Raw genomic sequence first — 23,171 nt, 5'->3', positions numbered from 1 at the left:
GTACGAATCAATTAATCAATAGCGAGCGACCGGAGGGCCGACCTTTGGCGAGCAAATCTTTCACTAGCTCATTAGAGCTCTACAACGGCCTTAATTACCTTTGAAGCCGGGTTAAGCCAGGTGTCGAACTGGCCGGCCATCTGTTCAAACGAAGAGCGATGCGTCACATAACGCCCGATATCGATGCTTCCGCTTTTCAGCACCTCAAGCACATGGTCAAAATCAGCCTTGGTTGCGTTCCGGCTGCCCATCAGCGTCATTTCCCGCTTATGAAACTCGGTGTCGCTGAACGAAAGATCGTTTTTCACGAGGCCGACGTATACGAGCGTTCCGCCGTGAGCGACGTAACGGAAAGCCGCTTCCATCGACTTGGCGTTGCCTGTCGCGTCAAACACAATCGTCGGATAGTCGCCGCTCGTCAGCTGCTCCAGCTGCTCGACAGCCCCTTCCAGCGCATTGACCGTGCCGTCAACGGCAGCCCAAGAGCGGCAAAACGCCAGCCGCTCCTCATTAACGTCCATTGCGATAACCCGTGCCCCCGCATATTTAGCAAAAGCCATAACGCCAAGTCCGATCGGACCTGCGCCAATGACAAGCACGGTCTCGCCTTTTGTCACACGGGAGCGGCGCACGGCATGAGCGCCGATCGCCAGCGGCTCCAGCATGGCCGATTCGTCAAGCGATAGGCCCGCCGTACGGATCAGATGCGTAGCCGGAACGGCAATCCGCTCCCGCATTCCGCCATCCACATGAACGCCGAGCACCTTCATCGACGTGCAGCAGTTCGTTTTGCCGCTCCGGCAAGCAATACATTCGCCGCAGTGCAAGTATGGAATGACCGCTACCTGGTCTCCAGCCTGCAGGCCGGTTCCGTCCGCTGCCTGCACAACAGTGCCCGACAGCTCATGCCCCAGAACGCGAGGATAAGAAAAGAAAGGCTGATTGCCTTTAAACGCATGCAAGTCCGTACCGCAAATACCAACTCTGCGAATTTGCACGATCGCTTCTCCTGCTCCAAGCTCCGGCTCCGGCAAATCATCGCGGTACTTGAACGATTCAACCGCTTCGCATACAATGCCCTTCATTGATTTAACGCCCGCTTTCGTTCGGATTAATTTTAGTGTTGTACTCCGGTCTGCCGCTTGTCCAGGTCTCGTTCATAACCGGCGCAAGCTTTTCCTGAACGGCTGCGAGCAGCCTTTTGTCCATCGGCTCGTCGACCCACAGCGCGTTTTTCACGATGTTGGACGGGTTAGCCGTGCTGACGAGCGTTGTCGGAATGCGCTCATTCGACGTCGAGAACTGAACAGCAAGCTTGGCAATGTCCTCGCCGGCAGCTTCGCAGAGCTTGGCTGCCTCCAGGCAAGCCGCCTTCAGCCGGCCGCTGGCCGGATGCCAGTCGGGCGCCCCTCTTGTACCCAACAGTCCCATAGACAACGGGGATGCATTAACCAGACCCGTGCCTTTGGACTCCAGCAGCGGAAGCAGATTCAGCAGCGAAGTATCGTTCAAGGAATAATGGCAGTACGAAATAATCGCGTCGACATCAACCTTAGGCAGCATAAATTCAAACAGCTCCAGCGGCAGTCCGCAAATCCCCGTAAAGCGGATTTTGCCTTCCTGCTGCAGCTTGTGCAGCGTTGGAACAGCTTCCTCAATGATGATCTGCGCCGGAACAAACTCAATATCATGCAGGAAAAGAATGTCCAAATAATCCGTATGCAGACGCGCCAGGCTTTCCTCAACGCTGCTGCGGATTTTTTGCGCCGAGAAGTCGAAGTCATCCGCCCCGTAACGTCCTGCCTTGGTCGAAAGCAGGAACTTGTCGCGCGGAATTTCCTGAAGCGCTTTGCCTAGCACCGTCTCCGCCTTCGTTAAACCGTAATAAGGGGAAACGTCGATCAGATTGATACCGGAATCCACTGCCGCATGTACGGTCATAATGGCTTCCTTGTCATCCGTCTGGCGAAATACAGAGCCGAGCGACGACGCGCCGAAGCTAAGCACAGATACGTCGAGGCCGGTGCGGCCTAATTTGCGATACTTCATATTAAAGGATCACTCCGTCCTTAAAGATTGCAATTTCCCTGAAACCGTTCCGTTCGTTGTTCGTTTCCAGCTCGCCCGAAGCCAGCCGGATCAGGTAAGCCATCAGATCCCGGCTCATCTCCGGCATTGACATGCCCTCCAGCAGCTGTCCGGCGTTGTAATCGATCCAGTTTTTCTTATGGCGGGCCAAATCGGAGTTGGTCGAAATTTTGACCGTTGGCACCGGTCCTCCAAACGGCGTTCCCCGGCCGGTCGTAAACAGCACGATATGTGCGCCCGCAGCCGACAAAGCCGTAACGGAAACAAGATCGTTTCCTGGCGCTTCCAGCAGGTTGAGGCCGGTTTTGCTGACGCGCTCGCCGTATTTGACGACGTCGGTCACAAGCGATTTGCCGCCCTTTTGCGTGCAGCCGAGCGACTTCTCCTCCAGCGTGCTGATGCCGCCGTCTTTGTTGCCGGGAGACGGGTTTTCGTAGATTTCCTGTCCATGGCGGATAAAATATTGCTTAAAATCGTTGACGAGCGAAACGATGTCTCCAAACACGGCTTCGTTAACGGCGCGCTCCATCAAAATCGTTTCCGCCCCGAACATTTCCGGCACCTCGGTCAAAATAGCCGTTCCTCCGGCAGCAACAAGCGTATCGGAAATCGTGCCGACGAGCGGATTGGCCGTGATACCGGAAAAGCCGTCGGAGCCGCCGCATTTCAGGCCGATTTTCAGCTTGGACAGCGGAACCGGCTCGCGCTTGAAGCTTTCCGCGTACTCGGTCAGCTCCTCGATCAGCTGAAGGCCTTTTTCCAGCTCATCCTCCTCGGACTGGGCGCTCATGAACTTCACGCGGCGCTCGTCGTAGGGGCCGATCGCTCCTTTAAAGGGCTCGATGCCGTTGTTTTCACAGCCGAGACCGACAACAAGCACGCCGGCGGCGTTTGGATGATTAACAAGCGAGCCGAGCAGCTTTTGCGTAAATTGCAGATCGTCGCCGAGCTGGGAGCAGCCAAACGGATGAGCGAAATGAACGACGCTGTCCACTCGTCCGCCCGCCTGAGAGCTGCCGCGTTTGGCCAAAATCTCGCAGGTTTTGTTAATGCAGCCGACCGTGTTAATAATCCAAATTTCATTGCGGATGCCAACCTCGCCGTTTGGCCGAACGAAGCCTTGAAATGTCGGAACATCGTCGCCGGATGTCTCCTGGCGGCGCTCTGCGGAAGAATCGTAGCTGTAGTCCAAAATAGCGCCGAGGCCCGTCCGCAAATTATGAGTATGCACCCAAACGCCGGGCTCAAGATCGGTTTTGGCTTTACCGATGGAGTAGCCGAACTTTAAAACGTCCTCTCCCGCCGCGACAGGTTCAGTCAATATTTTATGGCCTTTTGGAACGTCATCCCGGACCGTCAGCTCCCGCCCGTCCTCAAGCGAGATTTTTTCACCCAAGGAGACAGCGCGCAAAGCGATGACGACTCCGTCCTCAGCAGACAGCCGAATCCAATCATTCATTTACCGCACCTCTTTCCAACGCTTCCATCTGTAATGCAACGGTTGCGGCTAACCGGCCCCAGCGGGTCAAATCCGCGCTCCATAGCTCCGTATCGGATAAAATTCGCTCCACGGTATCGGCCAAGCTTTCCTTCGCCGATTCGGCTTTTGCCCAGTGCGCCCTCATCCGCTCCAGCGCGGCAGGATCATCCCGAACCTCATAACGCGCTCCTGCCAGCGTTACACCTGCGAATTGCCCATCGTTGACAACCTTGTAATAACGAAGCAGAGCGGCCAAGCCCAACGTTAAGCTTGACGGTACTTCCCGGTCCGATTCGGCGTAAAAAGCAAGCGAAGGCAGCAAGCGTACTTTGAACTTGCTAATGGAGTTCATCGCGATATCCGCGAGACGATGGTTAATGTAAGGATTGCCGAAGCGGTCAAACACGCTTTCCGCATAGACCTGCAGCTCCCGCTCCTCATAAGGCAGCGTCGGCAAAATATCGTTCATCACGGTCTTGCGTACCATTACGCCAAGCCCGGGATGCTGGAGCAATCCTCTTACATGCTCAACGCCATGCAGAATTCCAAGCGGTGCCATCCACGTATGCGCTCCGTTTAAAATCCGTACCTTCCGCTGCTGAAACGGCTTTAAATCATCCGTCCAAAACACGTTCAGCCCCGCGCTGCGCAGCGGCAAAAGCTGCTCCAGCTCCGGCTCGGCCTCAATCGCCCACAGATGATAAGGCTCTGCAGTCACGAGCATAGCGTCACGGTAGCCCCATTCGTCGAACCAGGCCTCCGCCTGCGACTCCGCCGGGTATCCGGTCACAATGCGGTCGACGAGGGAGTTGAGAAACCGGTTATGCTGCTTGACCCATTCCATAAAAGCAGCCGGAAAAGACCAGTCCTTGGCGTATTGCAGCACGGCGCTGCGCAGCGTGTCGCCGTTCCGTTCCAGCAGCTCGCATGGCAGCAAAATCAGCCCTTTTTCGGAGTCGCCTTGGAACGTTTTATAACGCTCGTACAATAAATAAGCGACTTTTCCGGGATAGGACTGGACCGGTTCTGCTGCAGTCAGTTTTTCCGGACGGTAAACGAGCCCCGCCTCGGTTGTATTGGAGATAATAAAGCGCAGCTCCGGGCTTACCGCAAGATCAATGAGGCGCTGCCACTCGGAGTAAGGATCAAACGCCTCGGCAAACACCGCGATCGTCTCCCTCCGGCTGACCGGAGTCCCATTTTCCAGTCCTTGCGTGACCAGCGTATACAGACCGTCCTGAGCTGCAAGACGTTCGATTTTACTCCTGCCGGACGGCCGCGGCTGCGTCACTGCGATGCTTCCCGCAAACAGTCCCTGATCGCGGCAGGTCTGAATCATCCAGTCCGCGAAGCCGCGCAGAAAATTGCCTTCGCCGATCTGCAGCATCGTCACCGGCGCCGCTTTTGCCGCATCCAGTCTGCTTCTGCCCTGCTCATCCAGCGCCGAGCGGTTAAGCGAAGTACTCATAACTTATAGAACTCCTTTGCATTTAAGCCAAAAAGCTTGGCCCGCTCGGCTTCGCCCCAACCGTCCGGCAGCGATTCCAGCAGCACCGACATCACTTCATCGTATTCTGCCGCCAGCAGACATACGGGCCAATCGCTGCCGAACATGACGCGGTCCGGACCGAACAGCTCCAGCACATGGCGGATATAAGGCGCAAAATCTTCCCTATTCCAACTGGCGTGATCGCCTTCCGTCACCATGCCGGACAGCTTGCAGTAGATGTTCGGATGTTTGGCAATTTGCGTCATAGATTGAAGCCAAGCGTCCATTTCACCGTTTTTGACATCCGGCTTGGCAATATGATCAATAACGCCGCGCAGACCCGGCGTCTGCTCCAGCAGTTGAACGGTATGCGTCAGCTGGCGGGAGACGAGCAGCAGGTCAACGGGAACGTCCTCTTCCGCGTAACCTTTCAGCGCTTCCACAAAATCAGGAGCCAGTATCCGCGAGGAATCCGGCATTTCCTGAATCATAATCCGGAAGCCTTTAAACTTGGGATGCCGTTTAAAGCGCTCAAAATGCGTTTTATGTTCGGGATCGGCCAGATCGAGCCAGCCGACAACACCAAGAATGCGGGAATCAGGCTGATCCGCGAGCGTAAACAAATATTCCGTTTCTTCTAATGTAGGGGCAGCCTGTACGGCGATTGTGCCGTCCAGCTCATGTTTTATTAAATAAGGCGCCAGATCCTCCGGCAGGAAGTCCCGGTACAGGACGGGGATCTCCGGCGTAATCCAGCCGTAGTCGCCTCGTTCGATTCGCCAGTAATGCTGATGAGAGTCGATGCGCATGTCGATTCCTCCTTTGCTTTCCTTTATTATAAATAATCAAAATCGACAATGATATGATCCATATCTTCATTTATGTACTGTATTTTGATATCATGAAACTAAAGCACTTAACTATTGGAGGCCAATCGAATGAAGCCTTTCCGCAAACCTTTTCTGGGAGACCCGCTGTTCCCATTCCATATTCATCATCAGCATGTCAAACATCCCGAGGACGAGCTGCCCGACCATCTTCACGAGCATTATGAGCTGGTCTACATCCATCAAGGGGCAGGCCGTTTTTTTATCGACAACTCCGTGTATGAGAAAAAAAGCGGCGATCTGTTTATCATTCCCGGAAATACGGTTCATCGCTCCCTGCCTGACGAGCTGAATCCGATTATTTCCACGGCGGTGTTTTTTGCTCCGGCCTTTGCTTCAGCGGATCTTTACGATGATTCTTACTCTCCCCTGCAATGTTTTGACAGCGCTCGCAGACAGAAGCATTACAAATTTGAGCTGCCGCCAATTGAACATTCCGTCATAGAAGCTGCTCTTGCTCTTATGAATGAGGAACAGAACAAACGGCCCGACGGCTACCGGACCTCCATCCGGCTTGAGCTGGGCAAGCTGCTGTTATATTTGAACCGTTATCTTGCCCTGCATTTTGCAAGCGGTAAGGCGGATAAACGAATAGGGCCCTCCTGGATCAAGAGAGCCCTGCACGATATTGACGCCCAGCCTTGGCTGCCTCACAGCCTGGCCGATTTTGCCGGAGACGCATCGGTTTCGCCTTCGCATTTTTCGCGTGTGTTTAAGCAATTTACCGGAATGAATGTAACAGATTACGTAAATGCTAAACGGATTATTCAAGCCAAATCCATGCTGCTGGAATCCGACGAGAGCATTGCCGGAATCGCCGAGGCTTGCGGGTTTTCGAGCATTCCGCATTTTCACCGGATTTTCAAAAGCTTGACGGGCTCAACCCCTGCTGCTTACCGGAGGGAAGAATCCGATAGTTAGACAATAGTTTATGAAGCTGTCCGCGCTCCCTGATGGCTGCGCTTGTTCTCCCGCAGAGTTAACACAAAGCTCAGCAGCAATACAACAGCCGCCAGCGCGTACGGGTAATTGATATTATAATCAAACAGGAATCCCGCAATAATTGGTCCTGCAATATTGCCAAGACTGGTGAAGGCTGAATTCAATCCCGCAACGTACCCTTGCTGATCCTTCGCCACCATCGACATTTGCGTACCGATTGCCGGACGCAAAATATCGATCGCAAGGAACACAATAAATGTGACGGCAAACACCATCCAGAACTGATGGACAAACAGCGTCAGGAAAATGAACACTCCGGCAACAAGCAGGCAGGCCGAGATGACGCGCCGCTCTCCAAACTGCTGCAAAATCCAGCTAAACACCGTTACTTGGACAACCGCGCCGGCAATCGAGCCGAACGTAATAATAAAAGCAATATCCTTAGGCTCGTAACCGAACTTATGATCCACGAACAGCCCGAATACCGTTTCAAAATTAGCAAGTCCAAAGGATAGCACAAATACAATGATCAGGCTTAGGAAATAAGGCTCGCGATAAGAATGCTTCAGTTGGCTGAGAATGCCGCTTTGCCCCTTCTTTGAAACCGGAGCAGCCACAAACTCCTCCTCTTCCTCTACCGGTTTAGACTCCTTCAGACTGACTAGATTAATGAGAGCTGCAACAAGTCCCGCTACGGCCGCAGCGTAAAACGGCACCCGAATCCCGAATTCGGCAATATAGCCGCCAATGCCTGGACCGATAATAAAACCGGTTGTAATTGCCGCGTTTATAAAACCCATCCCTTTTGCGCGCTCTGCTTTTGTCGTGACGTCCGCCGCATAAGCCATTACCGCCGGCATAATCATGGCAGCGCTAATACCTCCCAGCAACCTCGCCACAAACAGCAGAGTGGACGATGTAGCGACCCCAAACAGCGCTTCGGATCCGGCAAATACGACCATGCCTATAACGATCATCTTTTTTCTGCCGAATTTATCCGACAGACGTCCGGCAAGGGGCGAGAACAGAAGCTGCGTCAGAGAGAAAGCAGCGACAAGCAGACCGACAATCCCGCCTGTAATTCCAAGCGTTTCCATAAACCTCGGCATGATGGGGATAATAAGCCCTATCCCCGTAAAAACTAGCAATAAATTAAACATCAGGATAAGCAAAGCTCCCCGATTTTTTAGCAGTAACGCCATTTTTGTGTTCCTCCGATTCCCATGCTGTCTAATACTGAATATTCGTTCTAGATTATTGCGAAAAAAAAGGCCTAGCGGCCCGTCTTTGCAATACCGTGCAGAAACACATCCATTGCCAGCCGGTAAGCGGCCAGCGCTTCATCCCGTTCCATTCTGCGAGTATGCTGATTAAGTCCATACATCAGGCTATCCAAAATAATCGCGAGTCCGGTAACATTCGTGGTTTCGAATTCGCCGTTATCAATCCCCCGCTGCAGAAGGTCCCGGTTAAAATCAATATAACCTTTGACCATTTCATTAATGCGCCCTTCGACCTCCGGATTTTTCTCCGCATTATGGAAGAATTCATCAACAGCCTTGGTAAACGGATGATTAAGCTGCTCGTAAGCCAGATGCTCAGCCATGCCATACAGCTTGTCGATTGTGGTCGGGTACAGCGGTTCCTTGACCAGCCAGGTCTCTTCCCACTCCTTATTCCAGACCTCGATTAAATGCAGGAACAATCCTTCCTTGCTCTTGAAGTGATAATAGATGTTGCCGGCACTGCAGCCGGTCGCTTTCACCATATCTTCAATCGAAGTCGCCTTGTAGCCCTTCTGCACAAATAATGCCCGGACGGCATCGGCGATTTTTTTCCTCGTCTGCTCGGTTTGCTGCTGTTTTTTATTCAATAAGTCTTCACCTCTATTCGATTTCAAACCGGTGCACGCAATAACACTGAACATTTATTCAGTATTGTAATTGATCGAGTGACTCAAGGCAACTCGGACATGCTAAGCGATACAAAAAAAGGCTGTCCTGATGCCGCTTGGCATACGGGACAGCCCTTGCTTTCCTATCCGTTATTTCCCGCTTACTTCCCACTTCGTAATGCGGCCCTGCTGAACCCATTCCGCGACAAATACCTGATTGCCGTGCACGCACAAGCCGTGCGGGGAGTTAAACTTCCCGTCCACCAGCTCTTGCGGCGGCAGATTCGGCCATCTCGAATCCTCCCAAATATTCGGATTGTCTCCGATATGCGCAATGCTTTGGAAGTTTGAGTCCGTAATCGTAATCCGTCCGTTCAGATCCGGGAAAATAAAACCGTTCTCGCCAAACGGAACGACGTCGCAAGGCAGACGATAATCCCCTTCATAAGTCGCGATAAATTCGCCGTCCAGACGATAGGCGACAAAACGCTGATGGCGGCGGTCCGCCACATACAGTACAGGCTCCCCGGACCGGCTATCGATGCCGATGCCATGCGGCTCGTGGAATTTCAGCCCTGCTTCATTTTTGCCGCCCCAGCATTGAAGCCATTTTCCCGTCCGGTCAAACCGGTGTACGGCGTACTGTCCGTAACCGTCCGCAACATAGATATCGCCGTTTGGCGCAACGTCTACATCCGTCGGCATATAGCTTTCCGGGTTTGGATACAGCTCGGGAACTGGCGGCACTCCGATCGTTAATACTTCTTGACCGTCCAGCGTATATTTTGCAACCAGATGGCGGGCGTAGTCCGTCAGATACAGAAACTCCTGCCCATCCTCCTCTTGACGGAGATGCAGACCGTGAGCCCCCGCCGCGAACTCGCTACCCCAAGAATGGAGGAACTGTCCCGATGGATCAAAAAAGGCTACGGCGTGACGGCTCATGTTGAACACAATAAGGCGATTCTGGGAGTCTACGGCGACTCCATGCGTATATCCAAGCTCAACGTTCTCGGGCAGCTTAGCCCAGCCGGGCACGAGCTGCAAATCAATTGTATTAGGCATAGTGCTTCACCAGCAGCGGGAACATATAATCGTTCTCCGGCTGCCCCTTCTCTAAATTTTGATCAGCAGTCGCCGGGCGGGGCTTGGCGCTGCATGGGCATGAGCTGCAATTTCTTAGGCAATGAGCAGCAGGAACATCAGCTGTTCCAGTTATTAAATATTCGTCACCTTTCGGCTCTTTCCTTTCTGCAGGCACGAGCTGCAGGTTATCGGAATTAGGCATGACGCTTCGCCAGCAGCGGGAACAAAGGCCCTTTCACCGGCTGTCCCTTCTCCAGCTTTTGTCCCTCCGTAACCGTGTGGGGTTTTCCGCTAAACGTAATTCCGTCCGGCATGTAGATAATGGCCAGCGCCCGTCTTGGCCGGTCCGTTGAATTCGCATGGGCATAATGGAAGGTCAGGCCGTTATGAAACGTGCAGCTGCCCGCTTTGAGCGGCACAATAACCGGTTTGCTGTCTTCCAGCTTTCCATCCTCTAAAGCGTCGAAAATATTTTGCGGATTCACCAGGTCAATCGGGTTTAATTTGCCGATTCGGTGCGACTTGGGAACAAAGGCCATACAGCCGTTCTTTTCATCTACATCATCCAATGCAATCCAGATCGACAGCATGCCCTTCTCCGGCTCATTAACCGGCCAATACGGCGTATCCTGATGCCAAGGAGTCGGCTTGGAATCCCCCGGCATTTTCCATAATCCATGATCGTGGAAAAAGCGGATTTCATTCGAACCGGTCAGCTCCAATGCTGCTTTAGCAAACTTTTCATGAAAGCTGAACTTGGCCATACCGCCGTGATCCCGCCATGTGTTCACTTTCTGGTTCAGCACCCGGTAATAGGTTCCATCCTTTTGGTCCGTTTTGACCGAACGGCTGCCCTCCTCCTGCATGGCCTCCTCCAGGTATTCACGCAGCTGCTCCAGCTCTTCCCCGGTAAGCATATTTTCCAATTTAACGAATCCATTTTCACGGTAAAAGTTGATTTGCTCTTCCGTCACCTGATTGGCTGCAGTCATTGTTCAGCATCCTCCTTGGCTTTGATGTCCCCATCATACATGGATAGCCGAAGGTGAGGGATGGATAGAAATCGGAAGTTATTGTAATTTGGTCGAATTGAAAAGATCGCGGTTGAATCCAAAAGAAAACGGTGTTTTAATTTTAATAGAGAAAAGTCGAAGTCTCGGGAGGTTGTCGAATGGCGAGCACCTATCGGGTTGATTTTAAAAGGCTTTCCCCGTATGTCCGGTACATTCATGAGGTTCTCGTACCTCCGGGAAGCCATCTGGGCGAGCGGTATATTTACGATCATGAATTTATTTATATCGTTTCCGGCACCGGCTGGTTAAGGATTGAAAGCGTTACCTACACGATGGAGCCAGGAGTGCTGCTGTACATTCGCCCGCATCATCTAAATGAGATGTTCGTTTCCGAGGACGGGCCGATGCACTGTTTTGCCGTTCACTTTGACTATATGTTTATGGGCGAGGCGACGGACTTTTCCCCTTCAGTTTATTTGGGCAGAAAACAAGGAGAAACACTTCCGGACGTGAACTGGCTGCGTGCCAGACCTACCGCCGAAGTGCAGGACTGGGATATCCCCGAGTTCATGCGGCCGAGCCGCACAACCGCTTTTCACGAAACGTTTAAAGAGCTGACCGAACACTATCAGGAATCTCGGGCCGACTCGCATCTATGGCTTAAATCGTCCATGCTGCGGCTGCTCGGCCTCGTATATATTGAACTGACTACTAAAGAAGGGATTCGCATCGAGAGCCCTCATGCAGGTTTAATGACGGAAGCCGTGCAGTTTATGAGGCAAAATTACAAGGATAAACTTGACGTTCCGCTGCTCGCCGCGCGTGCGAATCTGTCTCCTAAATATTTCGGCACCTTGTTCAAACAGGCGACCGGGCAAACTGTTACGCATTATTTGCTTTTGTTAAGAATGGAGGAGGCGAAGCGGCTGCTCCGCTCCAATGAACGAACGGTAAAAGACATTGCGGATGAGGTCGGTATTCCGGATCTGTTCTATTTCAGCAAGCTGTTCAAAAAATCGGAAGGGTTATCTCCCAAAAAATACGCCCAGTCGATTATTCCGCGTGAAATCAAATGAACTCCCGAATAATTCCCTGTGTAACAAAAGCACGAAAAGAACCTTCAATCCATTAAAATGGAAATGAAGGCTCTTCATAACTTGAGCTTATGATGTAATTTCAGCGAAACTCCAGTTTTGGTTAACCGAACCCGTTACTGACCACTGAATGCTATACCCGCCATCCGCCGTTGTGCCATTATTCATGCAAAGAACTTTTCCGCTATTGCGGTTTTTAACAACAAAGTAGCCGCCTCCAGCGTCAGAAAGCTCCCATTGCTGGCTTGTACTTGTACTTTCAGCCGCTTGGATAATTTGTGCGCCGTCTGCTGCAGATGCGTTTTTAACCTCCATAAATAAACCGCTGTTCACATTTTTGATTTTGTAATAGCCTGTTGAGAGGTCACGGACAAATTTCCAGGATTGGCTTACAGCTCCAGTGTAGCTTTGCTGTTCAATGTTGATGCCGCTTGCCGTTGAATTACCTACCGTGCCCAGCGATTTGCCGCTATTACGATTGGTAAGCGCATACGTTTTAGTTGTATCAACAGCTGCTGGAGGAAGTATGCTTAATTGAATCGTCCATTTCTGACTTACGCTTGCTGTTTGAACATTTTGAACAAGCTGCGCCCCGGCAGTCAGAGACTGACCTTGCACATCCAAATAACTTTTGGTCTTACGATTGATTAATGTGTACGTTCCATTGCCATGTTTATTGATTTGCCATTGTTGACTTGTTGAATCAGTACCCTTTGCCGCCATTGTATACGGTCTGTCATTAGCTAAAGTAGCAGCGGCGTCGTATGATCCGTCCGGTTTTAACATTAAGCTCATCGTTAAATACTTGCCATTTGCCTGGTTAACAATATAGTGATAGGTTATGCCTTTATCTGTTAAAGGAACAATTTTCCACAATTGAGATCCGGTTCCTAGCGCATCTTGCTTAACGTTATTACTCGTCCCTTGTACAGACATGGCTAGTCCGCTGTTGTTGTTTGTGAATGTATAAACGGCATTTGCATCAAACACATTATTGTTTCCGGTAATCGTGCCGGCTTCAGTATCAATGACGAGATTATCGTAGTATTGGAAAGTAAAGTCGGTATTGGATGTGAACACGATTGGAGCCCATACGTATTGGGACTGATATGTTTTTCCGCCCCAAGAAGCACCCCAACGGTCTCCCATGTACATATAGCTGACTACATTATTGCTGGAATCCTGTATTGGCATTACAAAGCCTGTTTGTGAATCAAAACAGGTAGCATCTCCTACATTTTTCAGTGAAGACCATGTTCCAGCAATGTTCGTTGTTGTGGCATATTTTTGCTGCGTTGGATTCCATCCGTCAGTTGTTGAGGTTAACAGGAAATACACGCCATTACGCTTAAATACGGCCGGTGCCTCACGGTATTGCTCCTTGAATATCGTACTGACCTTACTGGCAACGTTCATATAATCTGCTGTAAGCTTAAAAATGTTCATGGTTGAATTCCAGCTGTTTACTCGATCTGGATTAGAGGCGGAAGAAAAGAGGTAGGCATCCCCGTTATCATCCTGAAACACTGTCATGTCGCGGGAATCATAGGAGATACCGCCCACCGTTGGCTGAAAGCTTCCCGTATAGGTATAATTACCGTCGATCGTATCGGAATAAGCTACCGCTACTCTTCCTTCTGAATAATTAATTCCATTTTCTTTGTGCATCCACATCACGTACTTATCCGTTGTGCTATTATAAATAACTTTAGGACGTTCTATATAAGCTTGTGCCAGCTCTGGATCCGAGTTTTGAGTAAGCACATTGTTTCTAAACTCCCAATTTTTCAAATCTGTCGAGCGATAGACAGCTACTGCATAAAATAGGCCCCCATTATTTATCCGGCTTTCTCCAAACCAATAGTAATAGCCTCCCTCTTTCATTACTGAACCGGCATGCGCCTGAACAATATTATGGTCCGTGTCTGTAAATTGAATCGCGTTGGGTACGGAAACGGGCGAAGCGGATACAGCTTTTGTTGCGCCAAAAAGACAAATGACAGCAAATACGGATAACCAGAATAGCTGACTAACCTTGTACCTTAACCATCCTTTGTTCGTTCTAGATTCCATCACTGCTACTTCCTCTCCATTTTGTTTTCCTTTCAGATATATGATAACGCTTTCAAAAGATTAATATCATTCACAAATCTCTGCATCTTGTAGCATAAAATTAGTGCATAATTTAGCGTTATCAACGGCAAAAGCCGCCCAAAAGGACGGCTTTCATTCAAGGTTTGGCCCGTACATAATTTTTAGCACGGCTTGCACGCAGCTTCATTGCTTCGGATTAACATAAACCTTGTCATATTGCGCATAATTATAGCCGCTTGCCAAAGCTGCCAAGCCTGATGCATACGTGCTATCGTTAACTGATGCAACGAGAATACCGTCGATTGATGCCTTTATATTCGTACCGCAAAAGCTCATCTTTAATTGATGCCAGCTTTGTAGTGAAAACGGTACAGTTCCCGCAGCGAGTACAGCATCCGAATTGACGAGCGGGTTTGTAATCCGTAAGCTCCAACTGCCATTCTGATCTACCTGCAGCTTATAACCGGTAATCAATGTGTCATTGATTCTTTGCCGAGGCTGTGTGCCCACACGTCCTACAATGGCTGCCGTACCTGGCGTTTCATTTCCGTACATATCTTTACCGGAACTTTCAATTAAAACATCCGCGCCCAAATCATAATCCGTCCAACCCGGTTCGCCGAATTGGGTATGCGTCCCATATCGGATGCGAGGCGTCATCCATGCATCCCACTGCTTCATCGGTCCTGCAACAACCTGCCGTAAAGCTTTGCCCCCGCCGCCAAACCTATCCGCAATCTCGAATACGCCCTCCACATCGGAAGTATATTTCGGCGTTTCACCTGCAGCGTAATCTTTATAATCTTCATAGTAAGGGATAGGGAAAGCTTGAGCTGCCGGAACCGGATGAGCAGCCGCGCCTTTCTGCTGCCCCGTCGTTGTTGTCAACGAGTAAATGGAATTCGGCTCCAAGGTAATGGAAAAGGAATGATTGATCGTTTGAATATCCGGCTGTTGAATGAATTGTTGTGCAGCATCCGACTTCCAGACATGAACGGCATGCGCCAATAAGCCGCCTGTCAGCTTGAAGGTCATTGTCTCCCTAGAGTCTCCGGTGACCGCTATAACGCTGTAATGGCCGCTCTCATCCGGCTTTTTCAAGGTTACATAAGATGTCCCGCCCGCCGTGAGCCCGCAGCCGCTGTCAAGGTATTGCCATCCCGGCTGAGCAAATTGATTGGTATGAGCGGCAACCCAGATTGCAGGCGTCACGGAATAATTCCCTGACCAGGGTTCGTCAGCGATCATCAGTCCTGTTCTCGGAAACGATAAATTGGGATAGGACGACCCGATAAGATGCCAAACATTAGTTTTGGTAACCTTCGCATGAATGTAATTGTTATTCATAATTCGGGCTAAACTGAATGCGCCCTTCTGGCCGTTAACGTCTTCCCAAGTGCCGCTCCCCGTCCAGCCCTCGCTCTCCCATAACGTCAACCCGGAGTTTTGGACGGTTTCCGAAGAATGGCTCTTCACGTAATGATACCCAATGACAGAAACAGCATTGTGAAGCTGAGGGTCTGCTAGAACTTCATCCGCAAAAGCCCATGGCGATCTCGGGTTATAGGGCTCGAGTTCCCTGCCGCCAATGTCAGGAGCAACGATTTGAACATGCTGTAACCCATTTTGATCCAGTGCAGGTCTTAAAATATGGACAATATAGTGATTCAAATAAGAAGGACTATCGGGGTCACTAGGGTCCATTAAGTCAAGTCCAACAAAACTTTCATTCTGATTGGCCCCCACATAGTCAATGTCTAAGCCCCACTCCCTTTTGGCGCCTAGTATATAACTGACCAAATAATCCGCATTATCCTGTGAATACATGGCATACTTCGCTTTATCATTGCGGTAATAAGTTTCGTTGCTGATGCCGACGCTGGTGCTGAAGCCGTTTATCCATCCCGGGGCGCCCCATTGCAAAATATCCAGCTTGATCTCCGGATTCCGCTTCTTCGCTTCACTCATTAACCAAAGCTCGTAGCCGCGGCGCATATTCGGGTTTGCGAGTTCCTCCCTCGTTCGTGCATGGGTTGGCTCCGTTCCCGTCGTAGAAAAGACATCTCCGCCGACTTCGACTTTTAAATGAGTATATCCTGCACCGTAATTAGGCTTGAAGAGGTAATCCAGAATGTCACTGCGATAAGGTTCGGGATAATCAATTAACAGACGTGTATTTCCGCCTCCGCCGCTAACCACACCTTCTCCTTCAAAAGTCCTTCCGGTTCCCTTGCCGTCAATGACGACGGATGTCGCAGACGCGGAAGCCGGTGCAGCCCCTCCAAAATTAAAAGCCATATAAATTAAATCCTCTCATTGGTAATACCCGAGTTCTTTTAGCTGCTTGGCCGCTTGATCTAGATAAGCTTCAAAACCAAACTTGCTGTTCAGATCCGCTGCTATTTTGTCTGCATGTTCAAGCGGTGTTTTTCCATAAATAATTTGCATCGCTTGTTCAAATAAGTACCGTTGCGCATCTGCCATATTGACACTGCTTGGCGGATCGATAAAACCATTGTAAGCTTGAATGCGATTACGCTTAGCGCCTTCTTCAATATAAGCTGATGCATAATTAAATTTTATCGATAAATACTCTCTTTCGGGGCGGCCTGTAAACTGGTATACCCAAATATATCCGGTTTCCTTTGTGCCTTGATCTGTCAGCTTAACCGCGTTGTTGTCAAGGGTAAAGTGCATATCTTTAAGCCCGAATTGAACGAGCTGCGCACCCTCTGGCGTAGATACATAATTCAGCAGATCGATAATTTTTTGAAGCTTCTCTTTGTCCTTCTCAACTGATTTGGGAATTGCAATGAGACCCGAAGAGGCACCAAGATCAACCGCATTCTCGAATTGACCTGCAGGCCCTTTAATCGTAGGCATAATCTCCCATTTTGCATTCGGATTAGCTGCTTTCACTTTATCTGCAGTGTCTTGCTTAAACAGACCGAAGTCAGTGAACAGAATACCTACCATGCCTTTTATGGCTTTATCAGTGGCTGCTGCACCTTTATTGCTAAATACCTCGGGATCCACTACTCCCGCTTCTATGAAACGTTTTACATCAGTCAGGGCTGCTTTAAAATTCGGATCCTGCGCTGCAGTGATCACTTTCCCATCCTTGATATACGTACTGAAATCGCTTAAAGCGACGCCATAAGAACCAAAGATAGGTGCAAAAGCTCTCCAATCGGCGCCTGTAATGCCGTAGGTATCTTTCACTCCGTTTCCGTCCGGATCATTTTCAGTAAATGCTTTTGCTACTTTCAAAAGCTCGTCGCTTGTCGTTGGCACACTAAGCCCTAATTGATCCAGCCAATCCTTGCGGAAATAATACGCGTTTGAACTGAGATACGGCGTTTTGGCAATGGCATAGGTTTTGCCGTTCATGATGCCTTTCTTAAACCCGTCATCGCCAATAAACCTCTTTGCATCACTCAATTTGTCCAGATATGGCGTCAGATCCAGGAGTACCCCCATATTGGCTAATTGCTGCAAGGATTGGCGGTTATCCAATTCAATTACATCTGGAAAGTCACCGGATGCAATTCGTGTATTCAGTTGAGTTTTGAAGTCATCTCCAGATGCCGGCAACGTTAGGTTGAGGTCAATATTCAGCTTCTCATCCAAAGTCTTTTTAACGAAATCGTCTTCAGGCAGCTTCGCTCCAAAACCTACTTTCATCACTTCCAGCTTTACTGGGTTTGACGGCGTCTTTGATGATTCAGCGACTGGATCATTCTCTGATCCGCTGCCTCCGCTGCAGCCTGTTAACAACAAAGATGCGGAAAGCACCGATACTATTGCACCATTCAACCTGTTACGTTTGTTCATAACTTGTCCCCTCTTTTCGTGTTCATTATCTATTGAAAATCGGATACCCGATGATCAATCAACCCTTAATTGCTCCTACAAGAACACCTTTTGTAAAATGTTTTTGAATAAAAGGATACACAGCAAGAATGGGTAAACTAGCGCTAACAACAGCAGCCATTTGGAGCGTTACAGTCGGCAATATAACATCGCTTTGGTTGTTCATATTCTGGCTTTCCAGCAATAAATTGCGAACCAGCACTTGTAGCGGATGCAGGTCCGTATTCGTAATGTATAAAATAGCCTGAAAGAAATCGTTCCAATGTCCTACGGTATAGAACAAACCGACGGTTAACATCGCAGGAACGGATAGCGGCAAAACTATTCCCGCCAACACACGCCATTCACCTGCCCCGTCAATCCGTGCCGATTCGAACAAATCCTCTGGCAAACTCTCATAAAAGCTTTTCAAAATCAACACATTAAAGGTCCATATAGCGGAAGGAACGATCATCGCCCATAACGTGTTGGTCATACCCGTCGCTTTCACTACTAGATATGTGGGGATTAACCCGCCGCTAAACAACATTGTAAAAACGATCACCATTAGAAAAATGGAGCGTCCACGCAGTTTTTTCCGGCTGAGAGGGTACGCCATTAATACGGTCAGAATGATATTAATCGCTGTTCCAACTACAGTAATGAAGATCGTTACAAAGAGAGCTCTTGGAATTTGATTGTTTGAAAACAGCTGGCGGTACGCCTCGAATGTAATTGATTTTGGGAATAAGATGAACCCCCCATTCTTCAGCACTTCTGTGTAGGGAGTTAACGAAATCGATACGACATAAACCATAGGAATGACGGATAAAAGCGCAACCGCAGTTAGAATCGCATATAAAAAAATATCAAAAATACGATCGCTCAAGCCTCTTACCATATGGATTCTCCCCATTTCTTGGCAAGACTATTTGAGACAAGCACAAGCACAAGACCAAAAAGAGATTTGAACAAACCAACTGCCGAAGCAAGGCTGAAATTCATTTGCTGCAAGCCTGTGCGATACACCCAGGTATCAATGATGTCGGCGACTTCATACACCTGAATGTTATACATGATATAAATTTGCTCAAAGCCTGCATCCAGAATGTGGCCGACCTTCAGAATAAACATCAGCACAATTACGCTTCGGATTCCAGGTAATGTAATATTCCAGATCATTCGGAAGCGGCCGCCGCCATCTACCCGACAAGCTTCATAAAGGGATGGATCTATACTGGAGATCGCAGCGAGATAAATAATGGCCCCCCACCCCAAGTTTTGCCAAACATCGCTAGCTACGAGTACACTTCGAAACCAATCCGTAGATGTGAGAAATGGAATTGCCTTGCTGCCGTTTTCCACGATAAACCGATTCACAACACCCGACGTCTCGGAGAAAAACGCAATCACGATGCCGTAAATAATAACCCACGACAAAAAGTGAGGCATAAAGCTGAGCGTTTGTACCCATTTTTTCATCACTAACGACCGGCATTCATGGATAAGAATGGCGAGCACAATAGGAGGCGCAATGCCAAAAATCAGCTTATAAAAACTAATGAGTAACGTATTCGTAAGAAGCTGGCTGAAATACGGCGAATGAAAAAATTGCGTGAAATACTTATGCCAAGGATCCGCCCATGGGCTAGCTGCAACGCCTTCTACGATGTTATAGTCCTTAAATGCAATGACCAAGCCAATCATCGGCACGTATTTGTAGATGATGTACCACAGTAATCCGGGGGTAAGCATGAGATACAAAGCTCTCATCTTCCACACATCATTCCAAAGAGCGGTTCCTTTGATCGTTTTAGAATCCATAGCTGCACTTCCTTCCCATCTCTTTTCTCTGTTTATGTATCGTAGCGTTTTCACGAAAGGAAGGGCATTCACAAAACTGTGCATCTTGTAGCATAAAATTAGTAAAAATCGATAAAAAAAAGATTCCTCGTATAGAAGGAACCTCGGGATCATGTGTTTATTGTCCTTTTTTAACTTTTCGATATTCGTTTGGCGTCAGGCCGCTGACCTTTTTGAATACCTTGATAAAATAATGGTCATGACCGAAACCAACGCTGGCCGCTATGTCGCTCACCGTTAATTCCGTATTTTCTAAATAACGCATCGCTTGTTCAATTCGAACCTTCTGCAAATAGTGAATGAGCGTGTAGCTTGTTTTTCTCTTGAATAAACCGCTTAAATAGTTTTCATCCATATTGACGTAAGCAGCAGCGGTTTTTAATCCAATATTAGCTTCATAATTCTCGTGTACGTAGCGCACAATTCGATTGATTTCAGGATGATCGGTAACGGGCGCGCTTTTTTCTCTTCTTATCTCCATATCTTCCGTTAAGGTAAGTATAAGTGCTTGCAGCAGTTCAGCATGCTGCTTGGATTCGGCCACGATTTGTTTATTGGACAAATCTCCTTGTATATTTTGCGTACGCTTATATTGATCCAAAAGATGAATCGCATACCGCTTAACTTGTACGACTGGTATATGATGGTCGGACATATGAGTCCATATCGCATGTAAACCATGCTTCATTTCCTCGATTAGTCCCAATTCCCAGGCTGAAATGAGCTTGCGTTCTTGTTCCCAAGGGATTTGCCATGGCTCTTGGAGCTTCTCCATGTCTTCGATCTCAGCTTGTGCCAGGTTGTACCAGACCGGCAACAGTCTATTTAATAACTCCCTCCATACTTGAGGCAGTTTTTCCAAGGAAGCTGCAGAGGCAGTAAAAGTCGGTTGATCTTGAAGCCTTTGAAACGCAGCGCCATCTCCGCCGGACCAATCGATTAGAGTTGTGATCCCCAAGCTTTCTGATCTATGAATGTGAATGTTTTCGTTCCATTGGTCAGGTTCGATAGACTGTAAAACAACAGCTATTCGAGAAGGCGCAATTCCTGCTGCTTCTAAGCTTTTCGCCAGTTCATGAAGTCCTGTAACTTGGCCTCTCCCGGTTGCAGAAGCACTTATCATGGACCATATCTGTTCATACATAGGGGGCAGCTTTGCCAGCAATTTCTGACGGTCATGATTGGAATGTTTCGTTAACTCTAAAGCAACCTTCCTCAACGATTCCTTTAACTTATCTATATCCATGGATAATTTTAATATATAACTTGTCGCTCCCAGCTCCAATGCAGTGCGGGCATATTCAAAATCACTCATACAGGTTAACATGATGAACTTCGTTTCCATGCCTAACTCACGCACCGCTTTCAGCAACATGACACCATCCATCTCGGGCATTACAATATCCGAAATAACAAGGTCAGGCTTCTGCTGCATGATGATGTCGAGAGCGGCAGTTCCGTCTCCAGCCTCACCTGCTAGTGTAAAACCAAGCTCCTCCCAAGGTACCAATTGCTTAATCGAATCACGTACAAACAGCTCATCCTCAACAAGGATCACTTTCCACATCATCCATTCCTCCCTCTTTGTATGGATTAGATATAAGCAAAGGTATTTCTACACGCGCAAGCGTCCCTTGCTCCATTGCCTCCAAAGAAAAAGACGCATTCATTTTGAAAAGCAGGCGAAGCCTCTCTTTGAGATTGGTTAAACCAATGCCATTGCGCTTGCGCAATGTCTGCTGTTTTGCTGCGTGCTCCACGCCAACGCCGTTATCTTCAACGATCATCGTTAATACTTGATTAGCCGATGAAATCCGAATATAAATCTGTCCATCGTAATCAATCTTAGAAAAGCCATGATGAATTGCATTTTCCAGCAGCAGCTGCAGACTTAATTTCGGTACAAGTGAATAACTCAGCCCTTCTTCGACTACGTAATGTACCGTGAAAGGATACTGCCATCTCCGTTGCATAATGTAGACGTATGCCCGAGCCAATTCCAGCTCATCTTTGAGAAAAATAAGATCAAGCTCCATGTTTAAGCTTGTCTCAAGCAATTTCCCTAAATTCAAACAAACCTCAGCAATATCTTTATTATCGCTGCGCATCGCTTGCCATTTGATCATATTGAGCGTATTGAGTAAAAAGTGAGGATTCATTTGAGACAGAAGCATCTGGAAATGCATCGCTTCCTTCTGTTTCTCCTCCATCCGCAGTTTTTCAAATAACTGATGGATGTCATCAATCATATGATTAAAGCTCTGAGCAACTGCCAGAACTTCTCCATCGAGTTTCTCCTCGATTAATCGCCCGCGAAAATGATTGCGCACTATGGCATACATTTTGTGCTGAATCAGCCTTAACGGCCTTGTAAGTCCAGATAAAATAACAAACGTGACCAAAACAAACAACACAACAAGAAGAGCGAATGAAATGAAGTATTGCCGCTTCATCCCATTGATGTCGCCAATATAAGATTCCAATGGAAACTGGCTCACAAGGGACCAGTTCGTATCTGATAAATATTGTGTATTCATTAATGTCGTGTTTTTGCGATCATAATAAACCTGGCTGCCTTTTGAAGACAGCAGCAATTGGTCTACCCAAGCTTGATCAAGTTCTGCGGTGCCTCGGGTCCGGGTCAGGATCTGCCCTTTATCGTCCAGGATGAAGTAATTTTGCAGGACAGGGAAGCTGCGGATGATCGATCGAAGCCAGCTGTCATAATCAAAGCTGATTCGCAAGTAACCGAATGGAGGCTCCTTGCCTTTCTGGAGAACACTCATCAGGACAAGTCTTCGATCCCCGGCCGAGGAAACTCCAATATCGCCCATTTCCTCTTCTACCCAAATTAAAGAAGCATTTGCTTCCTGCATGCGGGTAAATGCCTGATCTGTAGTAATTGAGCTTGCTAGAATATTGTTTGTTGGCGTATACGAGTTATAGACTCTACCCTGCATATCCAACAAATTATAGTAAATAAAAGCACTGCTCGGCAGCGATCTGGCATTTACACGAATCAACAGATTTTCTAGCTCTTGGGCATTATCTTTGATAGATGGTTCAGCTTGCGTAAGCATGGCATAAATAGCGGAATCACTTTCTAATTCCAATGCTGTCCGAAGCATCGTGTAACGAATGTCATTAAAATTTTCTTTCACTTGTTGAATTTGCAGCGTCGTTTGCCGGTTAATTCGATCTTTAATCATAGTTTCAATTTGAGAATAATTTCGAATTTGCAGAAAGAACAAGGGAACAAATACAAACAATAATAATGTCCAAAATAGTTTGTACTTAATGGATGAAGGCTTCCACTTCCACTTTCTCATTCTGCCCATTTCCTTACACCGCCTTATCATTTTTACTTATTGTAATGATTTTGTAATCTT

General features: G+C 48.4%; 18 protein-coding genes. 2 read left to right on the top strand and 16 right to left on the bottom strand.

Translation table 11 applies throughout. From position 1 onward, the window contains the following. Positions 1-71 precede the first annotated feature (71 nt). The 5 genes from M3223_RS15195 to M3223_RS15175 are packed head-to-tail and all read right to left on the bottom strand — an operon-like array spanning position 72 to position 5,866. The gene (locus M3223_RS15195; protein ID WP_251562913.1) at positions 72-1,085 is read right to left on the bottom strand and encodes a zinc-binding alcohol dehydrogenase family protein; all 1,014 of its coding nucleotides are present in this window, start codon (positions 1,083-1,085) and stop codon (positions 72-74) included. A 4-nt stretch (positions 1,086-1,089) separates the two neighbouring features. Next, entirely contained in the window at positions 1,090-2,049 is a 960-nt protein-coding gene (locus M3223_RS15190) for an aldo/keto reductase (protein WP_251562911.1), read from the bottom strand. Position 2,050: 1 nt separating this feature from the next. Next, positions 2,051-3,547, bottom strand: coding sequence for a UxaA family hydrolase (locus M3223_RS15185; RefSeq protein WP_251562909.1), 1,497 nt, complete (start codon positions 3,545-3,547; stop codon positions 2,051-2,053). Further along, positions 3,540-5,036, bottom strand: coding sequence for a tagaturonate reductase (locus M3223_RS15180; RefSeq protein WP_251562907.1), 1,497 nt, complete (start codon positions 5,034-5,036; stop codon positions 3,540-3,542). The genes M3223_RS15185 and M3223_RS15180 overlap by 8 nt, the downstream gene beginning before the upstream one ends. Beyond that, on the bottom strand, positions 5,033-5,866 hold the full coding sequence (locus tag M3223_RS15175) for an amidohydrolase family protein (RefSeq protein ID WP_251562905.1): 834 nt from the start codon (positions 5,864-5,866) through the stop codon (positions 5,033-5,035). The genes M3223_RS15180 and M3223_RS15175 overlap by 4 nt, the downstream gene beginning before the upstream one ends. 129 nt (positions 5,867-5,995) lie before the next feature. Here M3223_RS15175 and M3223_RS15170 point away from each other — a divergent pair, with 129 nt between their 5' ends. Continuing rightward, on the top strand, positions 5,996-6,865 hold the full coding sequence (locus M3223_RS15170; protein WP_251562903.1) for a helix-turn-helix transcriptional regulator: 870 nt from the start codon (positions 5,996-5,998) through the stop codon (positions 6,863-6,865). A gap of 8 nt (positions 6,866-6,873) precedes the next feature. On the opposite strand, the gene M3223_RS15165 is transcribed toward M3223_RS15170, so the two are convergent. The 4 genes from M3223_RS15165 to M3223_RS15150 all read right to left on the bottom strand — a co-directional run bounded on the left by M3223_RS15165 (position 6,874) and on the right by M3223_RS15150 (position 10,858). Continuing rightward, entirely contained in the window at positions 6,874-8,088 is a 1,215-nt protein-coding gene (locus M3223_RS15165; RefSeq protein WP_251562901.1) for an MFS transporter, read from the bottom strand. 71 nt (positions 8,089-8,159) lie between these two features. Beyond that, the gene (locus M3223_RS15160) at positions 8,160-8,759 is read right to left on the bottom strand and encodes a TetR/AcrR family transcriptional regulator (protein WP_251562899.1); all 600 of its coding nucleotides are present in this window, start codon (positions 8,757-8,759) and stop codon (positions 8,160-8,162) included. 171 nt (positions 8,760-8,930) lie between these two features. Further along, positions 8,931-9,845: a hypothetical protein gene (locus M3223_RS15155; RefSeq protein WP_251562897.1), complete on the bottom strand. Its 915-nt coding sequence runs from the start codon at positions 9,843-9,845 to the stop codon at positions 8,931-8,933. 215 nt (positions 9,846-10,060) lie between these two features. Continuing rightward, on the bottom strand, positions 10,061-10,858 hold the full coding sequence (locus M3223_RS15150) for a phytanoyl-CoA dioxygenase family protein (RefSeq protein ID WP_251562895.1): 798 nt from the start codon (positions 10,856-10,858) through the stop codon (positions 10,061-10,063). A gap of 179 nt (positions 10,859-11,037) precedes the next feature. Between M3223_RS15150 and M3223_RS15145 the strand changes: the two genes are divergently transcribed. Continuing rightward, positions 11,038-11,955, top strand: a complete 918-nt coding sequence (locus M3223_RS15145; protein ID WP_251562893.1) for a helix-turn-helix domain-containing protein — start codon at positions 11,038-11,040, stop codon at positions 11,953-11,955. A gap of 87 nt (positions 11,956-12,042) precedes the next feature. Here M3223_RS15145 and M3223_RS15140 read toward each other — a convergent pair whose 3' ends face one another. From M3223_RS15140 to M3223_RS15110, 7 genes are all read right to left on the bottom strand, one after another. After that, positions 12,043-14,046, bottom strand: coding sequence for an RICIN domain-containing protein (locus M3223_RS15140; protein WP_251562891.1), 2,004 nt, complete (start codon positions 14,044-14,046; stop codon positions 12,043-12,045). A 204-nt stretch (positions 14,047-14,250) separates the two neighbouring features. Then, a complete protein-coding gene (locus M3223_RS15135) occupies positions 14,251-16,365 on the bottom strand; it encodes a hypothetical protein (protein WP_251562889.1) in 2,115 nt (704 codons plus the stop codon). A gap of 15 nt (positions 16,366-16,380) precedes the next feature. Next, positions 16,381-17,901, bottom strand: coding sequence for an extracellular solute-binding protein (locus M3223_RS15130; RefSeq protein WP_251562887.1), 1,521 nt, complete (start codon positions 17,899-17,901; stop codon positions 16,381-16,383). A 58-nt stretch (positions 17,902-17,959) separates the two neighbouring features. Continuing rightward, positions 17,960-18,820: a carbohydrate ABC transporter permease gene (locus tag M3223_RS15125; protein ID WP_251562885.1), complete on the bottom strand. Its 861-nt coding sequence runs from the start codon at positions 18,818-18,820 to the stop codon at positions 17,960-17,962. Beyond that, on the bottom strand, positions 18,814-19,743 hold the full coding sequence (locus M3223_RS15120; protein WP_251562884.1) for an ABC transporter permease: 930 nt from the start codon (positions 19,741-19,743) through the stop codon (positions 18,814-18,816). Before M3223_RS15120 ends, M3223_RS15125 begins: the two co-directional genes overlap by 7 nt. A gap of 157 nt (positions 19,744-19,900) precedes the next feature. Further along, positions 19,901-21,349, bottom strand: coding sequence for a response regulator transcription factor (locus M3223_RS15115; protein WP_251562882.1), 1,449 nt, complete (start codon positions 21,347-21,349; stop codon positions 19,901-19,903). Beyond that, positions 21,327-23,120 (bottom strand): sensor histidine kinase, encoded by a 1,794-nt coding sequence (locus tag M3223_RS15110; RefSeq protein ID WP_251562880.1) that lies wholly within the window; start codon positions 23,118-23,120, stop codon positions 21,327-21,329. The genes M3223_RS15115 and M3223_RS15110 overlap by 23 nt, the downstream gene beginning before the upstream one ends. Positions 23,121-23,171 lie beyond the last annotated feature (51 nt).

It is taken from the genome of Paenibacillus pasadenensis, assembly GCF_023715725.1.
Classification (GTDB): domain Bacteria; phylum Bacillota; class Bacilli; order Paenibacillales; family Paenibacillaceae; genus Paenibacillus_O; species Paenibacillus_O pasadenensis_A.
This window is presented reverse-complemented; position numbering and strand designations above follow the sequence as displayed.

Coding starts and splice junctions, on each gene's coding strand:
- M3223_RS15170 (WP_251562903.1), top strand. CDS start 5,996: ATGAAGCCTTTCCGCAAACCTTTTCTGGGAGACCCGCTGTTCCCATTC.
- M3223_RS15115 (WP_251562882.1), bottom strand. CDS start 21,349: ATGTGGAAAGTGATCCTTGTTGAGGATGAGCTGTTTGTACGTGATTCG.
- M3223_RS15185 (WP_251562909.1), bottom strand. CDS start 3,547: ATGAATGATTGGATTCGGCTGTCTGCTGAGGACGGAGTCGTCATCGCT.
- M3223_RS15165 (WP_251562901.1), bottom strand. CDS start 8,088: ATGGCGTTACTGCTAAAAAATCGGGGAGCTTTGCTTATCCTGATGTTT.
- M3223_RS15145 (WP_251562893.1), top strand. CDS start 11,038: ATGGCGAGCACCTATCGGGTTGATTTTAAAAGGCTTTCCCCGTATGTC.
- M3223_RS15135 (WP_251562889.1), bottom strand. CDS start 16,365: ATGGCTTTTAATTTTGGAGGGGCTGCACCGGCTTCCGCGTCTGCGACA.
- M3223_RS15120 (WP_251562884.1), bottom strand. CDS start 19,743: ATGGATTCTAAAACGATCAAAGGAACCGCTCTTTGGAATGATGTGTGG.
- M3223_RS15190 (WP_251562911.1), bottom strand. CDS start 2,049: ATGAAGTATCGCAAATTAGGCCGCACCGGCCTCGACGTATCTGTGCTT.
- M3223_RS15110 (WP_251562880.1), bottom strand. CDS start 23,120: ATGGGCAGAATGAGAAAGTGGAAGTGGAAGCCTTCATCCATTAAGTAC.
- M3223_RS15125 (WP_251562885.1), bottom strand. CDS start 18,820: ATGGTAAGAGGCTTGAGCGATCGTATTTTTGATATTTTTTTATATGCG.
- M3223_RS15195 (WP_251562913.1), bottom strand. CDS start 1,085: ATGAAGGGCATTGTATGCGAAGCGGTTGAATCGTTCAAGTACCGCGAT.
- M3223_RS15180 (WP_251562907.1), bottom strand. CDS start 5,036: ATGAGTACTTCGCTTAACCGCTCGGCGCTGGATGAGCAGGGCAGAAGC.
- M3223_RS15175 (WP_251562905.1), bottom strand. CDS start 5,866: ATGCGCATCGACTCTCATCAGCATTACTGGCGAATCGAACGAGGCGAC.
- M3223_RS15150 (WP_251562895.1), bottom strand. CDS start 10,858: ATGACTGCAGCCAATCAGGTGACGGAAGAGCAAATCAACTTTTACCGT.
- M3223_RS15130 (WP_251562887.1), bottom strand. CDS start 17,901: ATGAACAAACGTAACAGGTTGAATGGTGCAATAGTATCGGTGCTTTCC.
- M3223_RS15140 (WP_251562891.1), bottom strand. CDS start 14,046: ATGGAATCTAGAACGAACAAAGGATGGTTAAGGTACAAGGTTAGTCAG.
- M3223_RS15155 (WP_251562897.1), bottom strand. CDS start 9,845: ATGCCTAATACAATTGATTTGCAGCTCGTGCCCGGCTGGGCTAAGCTG.